General features: G+C 70.4%; 12 protein-coding genes. 7 read left to right on the top strand and 5 right to left on the bottom strand.

Translation table 11 applies throughout. From position 1 onward, the window contains the following. Positions 1–3: 3 nt before the first annotated feature. The 5 genes from MON03_RS15700 to guaA are packed head-to-tail and all read left to right on the top strand — an operon-like array spanning position 4 to position 4,850. Positions 4–534 (top strand): cation:proton antiporter regulatory subunit, encoded by a 531-nt coding sequence (locus MON03_RS15700; protein WP_022904611.1) that lies wholly within the window; start codon positions 4–6, stop codon positions 532–534. A gap of 3 nt (positions 535–537) precedes the next feature. Beyond that, positions 538–2,031, top strand: a complete 1,494-nt coding sequence (locus MON03_RS15695) for a cation:proton antiporter (RefSeq protein ID WP_242089400.1) — start codon at positions 538–540, stop codon at positions 2,029–2,031. A 5-nt stretch (positions 2,032–2,036) separates the two neighbouring features. Then, on the top strand, positions 2,037–2,816 hold the full coding sequence (locus tag MON03_RS15690) for an SURF1 family cytochrome oxidase biogenesis protein (RefSeq protein WP_242089399.1): 780 nt from the start codon (positions 2,037–2,039) through the stop codon (positions 2,814–2,816). Between the two features lie 10 nt (positions 2,817–2,826). Then, the gene (locus tag MON03_RS15685) at positions 2,827–3,273 is read left to right on the top strand and encodes a DUF3817 domain-containing protein (protein WP_022904861.1); all 447 of its coding nucleotides are present in this window, start codon (positions 2,827–2,829) and stop codon (positions 3,271–3,273) included. Continuing rightward, positions 3,270–4,850 carry a glutamine-hydrolyzing GMP synthase gene (guaA, locus tag MON03_RS15680; RefSeq protein ID WP_022904862.1) on the top strand — a complete coding sequence of 527 codons (1,581 nt, stop codon included), beginning with the start codon at positions 3,270–3,272 and terminating at the stop codon, positions 4,848–4,850. Before MON03_RS15685 ends, guaA begins: the two co-directional genes overlap by 4 nt. A 340-nt stretch (positions 4,851–5,190) precedes the next feature. Here guaA and MON03_RS15675 read toward each other — a convergent pair whose 3' ends face one another. Then, positions 5,191–6,042, bottom strand: coding sequence for a Bax inhibitor-1/YccA family protein (locus MON03_RS15675; protein WP_242089397.1), 852 nt, complete (start codon positions 6,040–6,042; stop codon positions 5,191–5,193). Between the two features lie 214 nt (positions 6,043–6,256). Between MON03_RS15675 and MON03_RS15670 the strand changes: the two genes are divergently transcribed. Together MON03_RS15670 and MON03_RS15665 are read left to right on the top strand one after the other, a co-directional pair. After that, positions 6,257–7,267, top strand: a complete 1,011-nt coding sequence (locus tag MON03_RS15670; RefSeq protein WP_242089395.1) for a glycerophosphodiester phosphodiesterase family protein — start codon at positions 6,257–6,259, stop codon at positions 7,265–7,267. A gap of 12 nt (positions 7,268–7,279) precedes the next feature. Next, positions 7,280–9,736, top strand: coding sequence for an ATP-dependent helicase (locus tag MON03_RS15665; protein ID WP_242089393.1), 2,457 nt, complete (start codon positions 7,280–7,282; stop codon positions 9,734–9,736). A 239-nt stretch (positions 9,737–9,975) separates the two neighbouring features. Here MON03_RS15665 and MON03_RS15660 read toward each other — a convergent pair whose 3' ends face one another. The 4 genes from MON03_RS15660 to MON03_RS15645 are packed head-to-tail and all read right to left on the bottom strand — an operon-like array spanning position 9,976 to position 13,663. Then, entirely contained in the window at positions 9,976–10,611 is a 636-nt protein-coding gene (locus MON03_RS15660; protein WP_242089391.1) for a pyridoxal 5'-phosphate synthase, read from the bottom strand. Between the two features lie 18 nt (positions 10,612–10,629). Beyond that, a complete protein-coding gene (locus tag MON03_RS15655; RefSeq protein ID WP_242089389.1) occupies positions 10,630–11,283 on the bottom strand; it encodes an NUDIX hydrolase in 654 nt (217 codons plus the stop codon). Continuing rightward, complete coding sequence (locus MON03_RS15650; protein WP_242089386.1) at positions 11,280–12,836, bottom strand: nicotinate phosphoribosyltransferase; 1,557 nt, start codon at positions 12,834–12,836, stop codon at positions 11,280–11,282. The genes MON03_RS15655 and MON03_RS15650 overlap by 4 nt, the downstream gene beginning before the upstream one ends. Further along, positions 12,833–13,663 (bottom strand): phosphoribosyltransferase family protein, encoded by an 831-nt coding sequence (locus tag MON03_RS15645; protein ID WP_242089384.1) that lies wholly within the window; start codon positions 13,661–13,663, stop codon positions 12,833–12,835. Before MON03_RS15645 ends, MON03_RS15650 begins: the two co-directional genes overlap by 4 nt. Between the last annotated feature and the right edge of the window lies 1 nt (position 13,664).

Below are 13,664 nucleotides of genomic sequence, written 5' to 3'. Positions count from 1 at the left end.
CTCATGGTCGACGTCCATCGCGTCAAGCTCCCCGGAGTCGGCGTGCTGCACAGCTTCTACACCGACGACGGTGGCAAGTGCGGTGTCATCACGCACCGGTCGGGACACTCCGACCTCATCTCCTTCGCGGACGTCTCCGACGGCGCGGACAAGTCGGAGAAGGTGTCGCTGCGCCTCAGCGAGGACGAAGCGCACACCCTCGCGGAGCTCCTCGGCGGCACCCGGATCACCGAGGGCCTCGACAAGCTCGACGAGATCCCGGGCCTCAGCATCGACTGGTTCTCCGTCGACTACGACGACGCCATCGCCGGCAAGCCCCTCGGCGACCTCCACGACTCGGGCTTCATCGGCCTGACCGTCGTCGCGGTGGTCCGTGGCGACAGCGCCAACCCGGCTCCCTCCCCGGACTTCGTCGTGTTCCCCGGCGACACCATCGTCGTGGCGGGAGCGCCCGAGAAGGTCGCGAAGGCGTTCTCGTTCTACCGCAGCGGAGAGCTTGCGGCCGCCTCGGCCGAGGCCCCGCGCCGGAGCTAGCGCGTGCACCTGGGCGGTGAGCTGCTCACCATCGGTGTGCTGTTCGTCATCGCCTACGTCCTCGGACGCCTGGGCAAGACCATCGGCCTGCCGGCGATCCCCATCTACATGCTCGTGGGGCTCATCGCGAGCCCGCACACCCCGTGGATCGGGCTGAACGTCGAGTCCGACACGATCGAGCTGATCGCGACGTTCGGGCTGGTCCTCCTCCTGTTCAACCTCGGGCTCGAGTTCGACCAGGAGGAGTTCTACGGCAACGCCGGCAAGCTGCTCGTCTCCGGCGGCACCTACGTCGCGATCAACATGGGGATCGGGTTCGCGTTCGGGTTCTCGCTCGGCTGGGGCACGCGCGAGGCCCTGATCATCGCGGGCATGACGGCGACCTCGTCGAGCGCGATCGTCACGAAGCTGCTCATCGAGCTCCGACGGCTGGCGAACGACGAGACGCCGATGATCCTCGGCGTGACGGTGATCGAGGACGTCTTCATCGCGATCTACCTGGCGATCGTCTCCGTCGTGCTCTCCGGCGACACGAACGTCTGGGGTGTGATCGGCAAGCTCGGGCTCGCGTTCGGGTTCCTCGTCGTGATGTTCACCCTCGCCCGCTTCGCCGGGAAGTGGGTGTCGAAGATCTTCGCCACCCGCGACGACGAGCTCTTCACGGTGCTGTTCTTCGGCCTCGCGGTGATGTTCGGCGGCATCGGCGAGATCCTCGGCGTCACCGACGCCATCGGCGCGTTCGTGATCGGGTTGCTCTGCGGCGCCACGCGCTACCGCGACCGCATCGAGCAGCTCGCGCTGCCGATGCGCGACGTCTTCGCCGCGTTCTTCTTCGTGAACTTCGGACTCGGGCTCGACCTGTCGACCTTCGGCGAGGTGCTCTGGCCGGTCCTCGGTGCGATCGGCATGACCGTCGTCCTGAACGCCGTCGCCGGTCAGATCGTCGCCCGGATGAACGGCTTCAGCGTCCAGCAGGGGATCAACACCGCGGTCATCCTGGTGAACCGCGGCGAGTTCGCGCTGATCCTCGCCACGCTCTCGGCTGCCGCCGGCCTGGAGGCGCGGATCACCGCGTTCGCTGGCCTCTACGTCCTCGTCATGGCCGTCCTCGGGCCGCTGCTCGCGGTGAACTCGGACCGGATCGGCCGCCTCGTGGTGCGTCCGGCGCGGGTTGCGCGGCTGCGCCAGCGTCTCCGCGCGCGCCTCGGTAGCCGCGGTGGTCGCGGCGTCGCCGCCGGAGCGACCGGGCCGGCGCTCGACGAGGCGATCCACACCGCCGCGAGCGCCGGCGTCGCCGACGAGGACGCCTCCAGGGCCGCCCGTCGCGCCGAACGCGACCGCCAGTTCGCGGAGGAGTTCGCCCTCGTGGAGGCGGCTGGGAGGGAAGAGCGCGAGAATGGTGCACCGGAGCCCCGCGAGGAACCCGTGACCTCGTCGGTGGAGATCCCCGCCGAGCGTCCCGAACGCCCGGTGCGACAGCGCGATCCGGAGTACTGATACAGATGTGGGCCGTTGCCCGACGACCGAGGTGGATCGCGCTGCTGCTGCTGGCGCTCGTGCTCGCGGCGGTGTTCGCGTTCCTGGGCAAGTGGCAGCTCGAGCGGAGCATCCAGAACGGCAAGCCGCTCCCGGCCACCACGGAGACGCAGGAGACCCTCGACGACGCGCTCACTCCGATGCGGCCCGTCACCGAGTCCCTCGCCGGGCAGAAGGTCACCGTCACCGGCACCTTCGTCGCGGGTGACACCACCGTCCTGACCGGGCGGAGCGGGGGCGGGACGTACCAGACCGTCGGGCACCTCGTCGTCTCGGGGACCGGAGCGAGCCTCCCGGTCGTCATCGGGTGGTCCGATCAGCGCTCGGCCGCCGTCGCCGGTGGCGACCGTCTGGCCGACGGCGAGACCGTCACGGTCGAGGGCCGGCTCTACCCGGAGGAGTCGCCCGACCAGGACACGTACGACAAGGGCGAGTACTCGGCCGTGGCGCCGGCACGGTTCGTCAACACCTGGAAGCAGTTCGACGACCGCATGTACCTCGGGTACGTCGTCGCCGACGGCTCCACCGCGAAGGCAGCCGACCTCGGCACCATCGCCGACCGGGCCCCGACGCGTGAGGTCCAGTTCGACTGGCTCAACCTCTTCTACGCGATCGAGTGGGCCGTGTTCGCCGGCTTCGCCGTGTTCCTCTGGTACCGGTTCGTGAAGGACGCCTGGGAGCGCGAGGAGGAGGACCGTCGTGAACGCCTCCACAGTGCCGACGGAGCGCTCGTCGACCGACGGTAGGATGGCGGATATGGCCCTGACCGTCCGAACCCGCGACATCCCGAAGATCCCGGGTGCGGTGAAGTGGTACCGCGTCTCCGCGTACATCACCGGTGTGCTGCTCCTGGCCCTCGTGGTCGAGATGATCCTCAAGTACACGCCGCTGCACCTCGAGATGCAGCTCGGCGGCGGGCAGTTCTTCGTGCCCGAGGGCACCGCAGGCAAGGAGCCCGGCACGTTCAACCTGTCCATCGGGATCCTCATCGCCCACGGCTGGCTGTACGTCCTCTACCTCTTCACGGACTTCCGTCTGTGGAGCATCATGCGCTGGAAGCCCATCCGCTTCCTGCTGATCGCCCTCGGTGGCGTCATCCCGTTCATGTCCTTCGTGGTCGAGCACCGCATGCAGAAGATCGCGATGGACACCTACCACGACCTGACCGCTGCGCAGCAGCGTGAGAAGGAGGCCGCTCGGTGAGCGAGACCGAACAGCGTCCCGTCCTCGTCGTCGACTTCGGAGCCCAGTACGCGCAGCTCATCGCTCGCCGCGTGCGCGAGGCCAACGTCTACAGCGAGATCGTCCCGCACTCGATCACCGCGGACGAGGTGAAGGCGAAGGACCCGGCGGCGATCGTGCTCTCCGGTGGTCCGTCGTCCGTCTACGAGCAGGGCGCGCCCGCGCTCGACGGCGGCATCCTCGAGCTCGGCGTCCCCGTGCTCGGCATCTGCTACGGCTTCCAGGCCATGGCGACCGCCCTCGGCGGCGAGGTCGCCCAGACCGGCCAGCGCGAGTACGGCGCGACCGACGTCACCGTCACCGGAACGGACAGCGTCCTGCTCGGTGCGCAGCCGGAGTCCCAGGTGACCTGGATGTCCCACGGCGACTCCGTGGCGAAGGCGCCCGAGGGCTTCGAGGTCCTCGCGTCGAGCGCTTCGACCCCGGTCGCCGCGTTCGCGTCCGACGAGCGCAAGCTGTACGGCGTGCAGTGGCACCCCGAGGTCAAGCACTCGGTCCACGGCCAGGCCGTGCTCGAGAACTTCCTGCACCGTGCCGCGGGGCTCCCGGGCGACTGGAACTCCGCGAACGTCATCGAGGAGCAGGTCGCGCGGATCAAGGAGCAGGTCGGTTCGGCGCGCGTCATCGCCGGGCTCTCCGGTGGTGTCGACTCCGCCGTGGCCGCTGCCCTCGTGCACGAGGCCGTCGGCGACCAGCTGACGTGCGTCTTCGTCGACCACGGGCTCCTCCGCGCCGACGAGCGCAAGCAGGTGGAGGAGGACTACGTCGCCTCCACCGGTGTCCGGCTCGTGACGGTCGACGCGGAGCAGCAGTTCCTCGACGCCCTCGCCGGCGTGAGCGACCCGGAGCAGAAGCGCAAGATCATCGGCCGCGAGTTCATCCGCACGTTCGAGGCCGCGGCCGAGGCCCTGGTGCTGGAGGCCCAGGCCTCCGACTCCGAGGGGCAGGTCAAGTTCCTCGTCCAGGGCACGCTCTACCCCGACGTCGTCGAGTCCGGCGGTGGTTCCGGCACCGCGAACATCAAGTCGCACCACAACGTCGGCGGCCTGCCCGAGGACATGACGTTCGAGCTCGTCGAGCCGCTGCGCACCCTGTTCAAGGACGAGGTCCGTGCGGTCGGCCGTGAGCTCGGGCTGCCCGAGGTCATCGTCGGTCGCCAGCCGTTCCCCGGCCCGGGGCTCGGCATCCGCATCGTCGGTGAGGTCACGAAGGACCGCCTCGAGCTGCTGCGCGCGGCGGACAAGATCGCCCGCGAGGAGCTCACCGCGGCCGGCCTCGACGAGGAGATCTGGCAGTGCCCGGTCGTCCTGCTCGCCGACGTCCGCTCCGTGGGCGTCCAGGGTGACGGTCGCACCTACGGCCACCCGATCGTGCTCCGTCCGGTCTCGTCCGAGGACGCCATGACCGCCGACTGGACGCGTCTGCCGTACGACACCCTCGCGAAGATCTCGAACCGCATCACGAACGAGGTCCCGGACGTGAACCGCGTCGTGCTCGACGTCACGTCGAAGCCGCCGGGGACGATCGAGTGGGAGTGACCACTCCCTGGACCACGAGGGCCCGGCACGCGTTCTGCGTGCCGGGCCCTCGTGCGCGCGGGGCCGCTCGTGCGTGAGGGCTCGAGTGGGCTCGTGCGGTCACGACTCCCCGCTTGCTCGCCGTCAATCGGTCACGAATGGTCGCTCGACGCCCGCGATACCGACACGTCGTGACCGCCGGTCGTCCGTACGCGGGGTGTCTCGACCGCTGGCGAGTGGATGGGTCGGCGCGGCGGGCCCGGACACGACGGCGGGTCTGGACACGACGGCGGGCCGGACACGACGAAGGGCCCCGGCGTGTTCGCCGGGGCCCTCCTGGTCGTACGGGTCGTGCTGCCCGCTAGTTGCGCGAGCTGCTCGCGATGATGGCGAGGATGCGCAGGATCTCGAGGTACAGCCACACCAGCGTGACGATGAGGCCGAACGCCGCCGTCCACGCGTAGATGCGGGGAGCGCCGCGCTGGACGCCGGTCTTGATCTGGTCGAAGTCGAGGATCAGCGAGTACGCCGCCATGAGCACGACGAAGATGCCGATCACGACGCCGAGCGGGATGCCGAACACGGTCACGCCGAGGAGTCCGAACGCGGTGTTCGTGACGCCGGTCCACATCAGGACGAGGTTCACGAGGGAGAACGCCATGTAGCCGACGATCGCCACCAGGAAGAACCGGGTCGCCTTCGGCGTCGCACGGACCTTGCCGGACGTGAAGAGCAGGAGCGTGACGGCGAAGACGCCGAGCGTGCCGAACACCGCCTGGGTCACGATGCCGTCGAACGCGCTGTTGTAGTACGCCGAGATCCCGCCGACGAAGAGCCCTTCGAAGAACGCGTAGGCCAGGACCAGCGCCGGGGAGGGCTTCTTCTTGAAGGTGTTCACCAGGGCGAGGACGAACCCGACCAGCGCGCCGACGATCCAGACGACCGGCGGGAGGTTCCACCCGGCCACCGCGCCGACGACGAGCACGCCGAACGCGAGGAGCGTCTTGACGATGGTGTCCTCGTAGGACATGCGGTCGGTGTCGACGGTGGAGGCCGACGGACGGTCGTACATGTACTGTAGCTGTTCGGGCGTCATGCCCTGCTGCGGCGTCTGTCCCCAGCCAGCCTGCTGCTGTCCGGCGCCCGCGCCCCAGGCGTTCCGGCCCGCGTCGTTGAAGGCGGGGGACTGGTCGAAACCGGGCTTGAAGGCCATGGTGTCCTCTCCTGAATGTTCGAGTCCTCTCAGCCTACGGACCGGGCGGCCCGGAAGGCTGGGGATTCGCGGCGAGCGGAACGGCTGTCCCGTGGTCGCCTGCGGCGATCGTCGCACCGCCGGCTCGGAGTTCGCCGTGCCGGGGCTGAGCGCCTGTGTGAACTGTGCTGGAAGGCGGAGGTGAGCCGCGCCTCCAGGCCGGTACCGTGCACGCATGACCCTCGTCATCGCCCACCGTGGCGCGTCCGGACACCGTCCCGAGCACTCGCGGAGCGCCTACGAGCTCGCGATCGAGATGGGCTGCGACGCCATCGAACCCGACCTCGTGCCGACGCGCGACGGTGTGCTCGTGCTCCGGCACGAGAACGAGATATCGGGCACCACGGACATCGCCGACCACCCGGAGTTCGCCGATCGTCGGACCACGAAGACCGTGGACGGGCAGACCCTGACGGGCTGGTTCACCGAGGACTTCACGTGGGCCGAGCTGCAGACGCTGCGGACCCGCGAGCGCCTCCCCGGTCTGCGGCCCGCGTCGGCGGCGCACGACGGCGAGGACCCGATCCTCCGGCTGGAGGACCTCCTCGCGATCCTCGACGACGCCCCACGCCCGGTCGGGCTCGTCGCCGAGGTCAAGCACGCCACGTCCTTCCGTCAGGAGGGCTTCCCGATGGACGCGCTGTTCGACGACGTGCTCGGCGCGGCCGGCTGGCGCGGCGACCCGCGGCTCACGGTCGAGAGCTTCGAGAAGGGCGTGCTCCGCGACCTCCGCTCGCGTCGGACGGGCGGTCGGCTCGTGTACCTCCAGGAGGCCCGGGGCAGCGCCGCCGACGAGGTCGCGTCCCACGGGTCGCTGGCTCCCACGTACGCGTCCGAGCGGTCGGACGAAGCGCTCGCACGCCTGGCCGACGAGTTCGACGGGATCAGCGTCGACCTGAAGACCCTGATGGCGGGGACCGACAGCCGTGCCGTGGACGATCCCGGACCGGTGCGGAGCGCCGTCGTGGACCGCGCGCACCTCGCCGGGCTCGCCGTGTACACGTGGACGCTGCGACCCGAGAACCGCTTCCTGCCGGGGCCGCTCCGGCGCGGCGGGGACGTCGCCGGGTTCGGTGAGTGGGAGCGGTGGTTCAGGTCCGTCATGCGCACCGGGGTCGACGGCGTGTTCGCGGACCACACGGACCTCGCGGTCCGCGCCCGTTCGGCTGTCGGGGGCTCCGCCTAGACTGTCCCGGACATGACGATCGTGCTGGACCCATTCGACTCGGCGCCCGAGCGGGGTGCCGGGGCCGCTGCCCACGAGGACCCGTTCACCGCGGGTCTGAACCCCCAGCAGAAGGAAGCCGTCGAGTACCGCGGCGAGTCCCTGCTGATCGTCGCGGGCGCCGGCTCCGGGAAGACGAGCGTGCTCACCCGCCGGATCGCGCTGCTGCTCGCCAACCGTGAGGCCTGGCCGTCGCAGATCCTCGCGATCACGTTCACGAACAAGGCCGCCGCCGAGATGCGCGAGCGCGTCCGGGCCCTCGTCGGGAACGAGGCCGAGGGCATGTGGATCTCGACGTTCCACTCGGCGTGCGTACGGATCCTCCGGCGTGAGGCGGAGCGCTTCGGCTTCTCCCAGTCGTTCACGATCTACGACTCTGCCGACTCGCGCGCGCTCCTCAAGCGGATCATCAAGGAGTACGAGGCGGACCAGCTCGGGCTCACCGTCGGTGCGGCCGCGTCGAAGATCTCGAAGCTCAAGAACGAGCTGCAGGACGTCGACACCTACGTCCGGAACATCAACGCGAACGATCCGCAGGAGGTCATGTTCGCCCAGGTCTTCCGCCGCTACACCGACGAGCTCCGCCGCGCGAACGCGTTCGACTTCGACGACCTCATCGGCCAGACCGTGTTCCTGTTCCGGGCGTTCCCGGACGTCGCGGCGCTGTACCAGCGGCGCTTCCGGTTCATCCTCGTCGACGAGTACCAGGACACCAACCACGCCCAGTACGCCCTGATCCGCGAGCTCACCCGTCCGGTGCCGGTCGAGCGGGTCGACGCGCTCGAGGACGCCGGTCAGCACGTCGAGCGGATGCGGGAGCGCGACGGGTCGATCGCCCCCGCGTCACTGACCGTCGTCGGTGACTCGGACCAGTCGATCTACGCCTTCCGCGGCGCCGACATCCGCAACATCGTCGAGTTCGAGCGCGACTTCCCGAACTCGAAGGTCATCCTGCTCGAGCAGAACTACCGCTCGACGCAGAACATCCTCGACGCCGCGAACGCGGTGATCGCGAACAACTTCGACCGGCAGGCGAAGAACCTGTTCACCGACGTCGGCGCCGGTGACAAGATCGTCGGCTTCACCGGGTACACCGGGCACGACGAGGCACAGTTCGTCGCGGACGAGGTCCAGCGGCTGCACGAGGGCGGCACGGCCTACCGCGACATGGCGGTGTTCTACCGGACGAACTCGCAGACCCGTGCGCTGGAGGAGATCTTCATCCGCGCGGCGATCCCGTACCGGGTGCTCGGCGGCACGAAGTTCTACGAGCGTGCCGAGATCAAGGACGCGATGGCGTACCTGATCACGATCGCCAACCCCGCGGACCCGATGGCCCTCCGCCGCATCCTCAACGTCCCGAAGCGCGGCATCGGTGCTGTCACCGAGACGACCCTGCAGCGGTACGCGGATGAGCACGAGACAACCATGCGCGACGCCCTGCGCCACGCGGACGAGCTCGGCTTCGGCCCGAAGGTCCGCACGGCGATCACGTCGTTCGCGGCGCTCCTCGACGAGGTCTCCGCCAAGGCGCAGGACCAGCCGGTGGTGGACACGCTGACGCAGTTGCTCGACGGCTCCGGCTTGCTCGAGAACCTCCGGAAGTCGCCGGACGCGCAGGACGCCGCCCGCGCGGACAACATCGACGAGCTCGTGGCGGTCACGCGGGAGTTCCAGAAGAACAACCCGGACGGCACCCTCTCCGACTTCCTCACCGAGGTCTCGCTCGTCGCCGCGGCGGACGAGCTCGACGACTCGTCGGGCACGGTGTCGCTCATGACGCTGCACACCGCGAAGGGCCTCGAGTACGACGCGGTGTTCCTGACCGGTGTCGAAGAAGACCTGCTCCCGCACCGGATGTCCGCGAACGAGCCCGGTGGGCCAGCCGAGGAACGCCGACTGTTCTACGTGGGCATCACGCGTGCGAAGAAGTCCCTGTTCCTCTCCCTCGCGATGACCCGGGCGCAGTTCGGCGACGTCAACGTGGCGATGCCGTCGCGCTTCCTGCAGGAGATCCCCGAGGGCCTCATCGAGTGGAAGCAGTCGCCGGGCATGGCGAACAGCCGCGGTGGCACCGAGCCGCGCGCCCTGAACGCCCGGCGCGGTGGCATCGGCGGTGCTGGCGGCGCGGGCGGCTCTGGCGGTGGCTACCGCGGCGGCGGAGGCTGGGGCGGGGGCTCGTACGACCGTGCAGCGGCGGCGGCGAAGACCCGCCCGAAGACCGAGTGGGCGAACCGGGTGTCCGGACAGGTCCGCGACAACGGTGACCTCGAGCTGGTGGCCGGCGACCGCATCAAGCACGTCGACTTCGGCGAGGGGACCGTGTCCGCGGTGACCGGCCAGGGGGCCAAGCGCATCGCGGAGATCGCGTTCGACTCGGCCGGGCGCAAGAAGCTGCTCATCAAGATCGCCCCGATCGAGAAGCTCTAGCGCCGCGCGCCGCGCGCCGCGCGCCGCGCGCCTGCGCGCGCCGCGCCGCGCGCCGCCGCGCCCGGCGCGCCTGCGCGCGCCGTCAGCGCACAACCAAAGGCGGAGCGCACCACGTGATTCCGCGGTGCGCCGCGACTTTGGTTGTGCGACCCCACGGGGATGGCTCGCGCCGCGGGCACCGCGGCTGCCGCGGCCGCCGCGACCGCGGTGGCGGCCGCCACCGCCGCCGCCACCGCCCGCTACGGCTGCAGCCGCGCCGCGTCCCACCCGTCGGGCGTCCGCACGTACTGCAACCGCCGGTGCATCCGGTCGCGGCTGCCGTGCCAGAACTCCACCACGTCCGGCTCCAACCGCCACGCCACCCACCCGACGGGCCGGGGCACGTCGTCGTCCGTGTCCGCCAGCAGGGTGTTCGCGTCGTCGATGAGGTCCTGCAGCGTCCGGGGTTCGAGGACGTCGGACTGGTCCGCGATGGCCGTCGCTGCCCGTGACTTCGGCGACCGGTCGGCGAAGAGCGCGTCGGACTCGGCGTCGGACAGCTGCACGGCACGCCCTTCGAACCGGAGTTGCTGCATGGTCTCGCGCCAGTAGACCTGGAGGGCTGCGTGCGGGTTCGCGGCCAGCTGTCGGCCCTTCGGGCTGAGCGTCGAGGACCCGAACACGAGGCCGTCGTCCTCGATGCGCTTCACGTCGACGGTGCGCGCGGACACCCGGCCCTCGGCGTCGGCGGTGGCGAGGGTCATCGAGAGCGGCTCGGACACCTCGCGGTCCTCGGCGTCGGCGAGCCAGGCGCGGGCGAGGTCGAGCGGGAAGGCGGGTGGCGTGTCGAACTCCGGGAGCTCGAGGGAGTCGTCACCGGACAGCGAAGCGGACATGCGTCCAGCCAACCCCGCTCAGTCCACCCACGTCCAGGTCGCCGGGGGACGCCCGCCCCGTCCCGTCGACGTCGGAGCGGCGTCGGTCCGCACGAGCGCGAGGTTCGTCCGGAGCGCGCGGTTGAGGTTCCCGGCGTCGGGCGCAGTGCCGTGCAGAGCCGTGTGCAGGTGCGCTGCGGCGGAGGTCGCGAAGACCTCGCCGAGCAGCGCGCGGGTCAGGGCGACGTCGCGCCACAGCCGGGTGCGCACCTGGTCGACGGCCGTCCGGACGATCGTGTCGTGGTCGAACGGGAGGCCCGGCTCGGCCCCGCCGACCGGGTTCCACACCGCAGACGGAGCGTCCACTCCCGGCGCCACGACGGCGAGGAACGCGATGCTGATGGCCGCGTCGCGCGGGTCGCGCGAGGGACCGTCGAACGCGCCGACCTGCGCGAGGTGCCGGACCGCAGCCGCCTCGATCCCGGTCTTGGTCCGCAGCGCGCGCCGGGCGCCGTCGACGAGGCGTTCCGCAGCGCCCAGGAGCACGCCGGGCAGTGCCTCCCGGCCGGCGTAGGGGGCGTACGCCCGCCGCGCGGTGGCGACCCGCAGACCGTTCGCCGTCGTGAACGACACCGGGACGACGTCGATCGCGATGAGCGGCTGGTCGCGGGTCGCCACGGGGGCCTCGGTCACGCCGAGGCCCGACGGGCCGCGCGGGCTGCGCGCTCCTCGCGGAGCGTGGCCCGGACGTCCGCGAAGGACTGCAGGACCGTGAACCGACCGTCGACCCACACGGTCTGGAGGAGGCTGCTCGCCTCGTCATCCGGGCTCGCCTGGTCGGTCTGCCGGATCTCGCCGCTCGCGTCACGGTGCAGGGCGATCCGTCCCTTCGCGCTCTTCTTGCCGCTGCCGGTCTTCGGGTCCTTCTGGATGTCGACCGGCTCGCCGTCGACGAGGGCCCAGGTCGCCTTCACGGCGCTGCCGAGGTTGTCGCGGGTCATGTACTGGTACGTGTAGGAGCCGATGCCGAGCACGATGTTGTCGCTCGCGTAGCCCTTGGCGGCGAGGCGCTCGTAGATCCGTCGGGCACGGTCGAGCGTGATGCTGTCGCCGTAGATCACGCCGATGTGCTGGTCGAGGACCTTGTAGCCCTTCGCGTTCACGGTGTGGCCGAACAGCTCGTCGAGGAGTTCGACGACGCCCTTCTCCTCGTGGCTCCGACCGTCGCGGAAGAGCTCGTCCTCCGGGACGCCGTGCACGGTGCCGGTGACGATGTCGACCGGGTCGCCCGAGTCGGGACGGATGACGAGCTTGCCGTCGCGGGCGGTGATGCGGTCCTTGAGCTGCGGGAGCGTCTCCGTGACGACCTTGAAGAGGTCGAACCCGTCGCTGACCGCCGAGACGATGCCGGTCGGGTAGACGTCGAGGATCTGCTCGAAGGTCTCGAGCTCGCCGTCGGCGCCGCGGACGCACATGACGCTGTGCTCGGTCGCGGGGACGCTCGCCCCGACCCAGCCGTTGTCGCCGGGGTAGTAGCGGTCGATGAAGTCGAGCGAGGGCATCGAGTCCGTCCCGAGGAACGAGAGCAGGTGTCCGGCGCCCGCGGCGGCCGCGGACTCGATGCTCGACTGCCCCCGGAACGAGAAGTCGTGCGCGGCGAAGTCGATGCTCGCGGGGTCGGCGCCGGTGCGGTCGGCCCAGTCCTCCATGAGGTCGCGGTACTCGAGCGCCTTCGTCGCGACGGTCGACGGGTGCCAGATCGACGCCGACAGGGCGGTCTCGATGTAGTTCGGCAGCCAGAAGAACTCGTCGATCGTGTTCTCGATGGTCAGGGTCGCGACGCCGATCGGGGCGAGGGTGCCCTCGGGCAGGGCCTTGACGTCGAGCGGCAGGTACCCGAGCCGGTGCAGCGCTCGGACGTGGTCGGTCCCGATGTGGTTCGGGCCGAAGTAGCCCTGGAGTGCCTGCTCGAACAGGTCGGCGACCTCGTCCTCGTCGGCGGCGAAGAACGGTGCCCAGGCCTCGACGAGGTGGCGCTGGATGAACGCCTGCAGACCGAACACCACGGCGTGCGTCGACTCCGGCATGTGGCTGTTCGACCGGTTCGTCCAGTTGATGAGGATCCGGGTCGTGCCGGCCGGGTAGACCTGCCGGTGCGAGTGCTTGTAGCCGTCGACGGCGAGGAGCGGCGCGATCGGGCTCGCGGTGGTGATGCGGGGCTCGATGCCCGTCGTGGTGGTGGTCATCGGATCTCCTTCGTGAGGTACGGGCTGAGCGGGACGGTACGCAGGCCCGGAACGTCGTTCTGGGCCGGGTACGAGTCGGTGGTGACGATCTCGCCGAAGTGGTCGGCGAGCAGCGGGGCGCGGCCGGAGAAGACCCCGTGCGAGACCCAGAGGCCGAGCCGTTCCTTCGGCAGGCCGGTCGATCCGGCCAGACCCGTGAACGTGCCGCCGCCGTCGCAGATGTCGTCGACGACGAGCAGGCGGCCAGTGTCCGGGAGCGGCTCGCAGGAGAACCCGTCGAGCTTCCCGGTGTCGGGGTTGCGGTGCTTCTCGGCGCGGAACAGGGGGAGCCCGGCGGTCTCGGCGACCAGCGATGCCCGGGCGACGGCGCCCTTGTCCGGCGCGATGATGCCGCTGTAGTCGGACCCGGCGAGGACGGCGTCGTGCACGACCTGCTCGCTCGGCACCACGGTGAGGCGCTCGACCAGGCCGACGATGACCGGCGAGTGCGGGTCGAACGCGATCACCTGGTCGATGCGGAAGCCGTTGAGGACGTCCGCGTAGACCTTCGCGCCGAACGGGAGGCCGCGGTCCTGCCGCGCGCCGGGGAGGTACGGGACGAGCGCGACCGACCGCGCGCCGCGCTGCCGGACGGCGTCCGCCCACATGCCGAGCACGAGGATGTCGTCGCCGCTGGTGCCGCGCAGGGTCGCGATCTCGGTGGTCGCCCCCGCGTCGGCGTCGTCCACGACCTTGACGTGGGCTTCACCCGCGGGGAACCGCATGGTGGAGAACGTCGGTGTCGTCGGTGTGCCCTGGGCGTCCCAGGTGCTGAGTTCGACTGCCATG

The organism is Curtobacterium sp. DN_7.5 (assembly GCF_022655355.1).
GTDB classification, from domain to species: domain Bacteria; phylum Actinomycetota; class Actinomycetes; order Actinomycetales; family Microbacteriaceae; genus Curtobacterium; species Curtobacterium luteum.
Note: the sequence above shows the minus strand (reverse complement) of the source record. Positions and strands in the feature narration are given on the sequence as shown.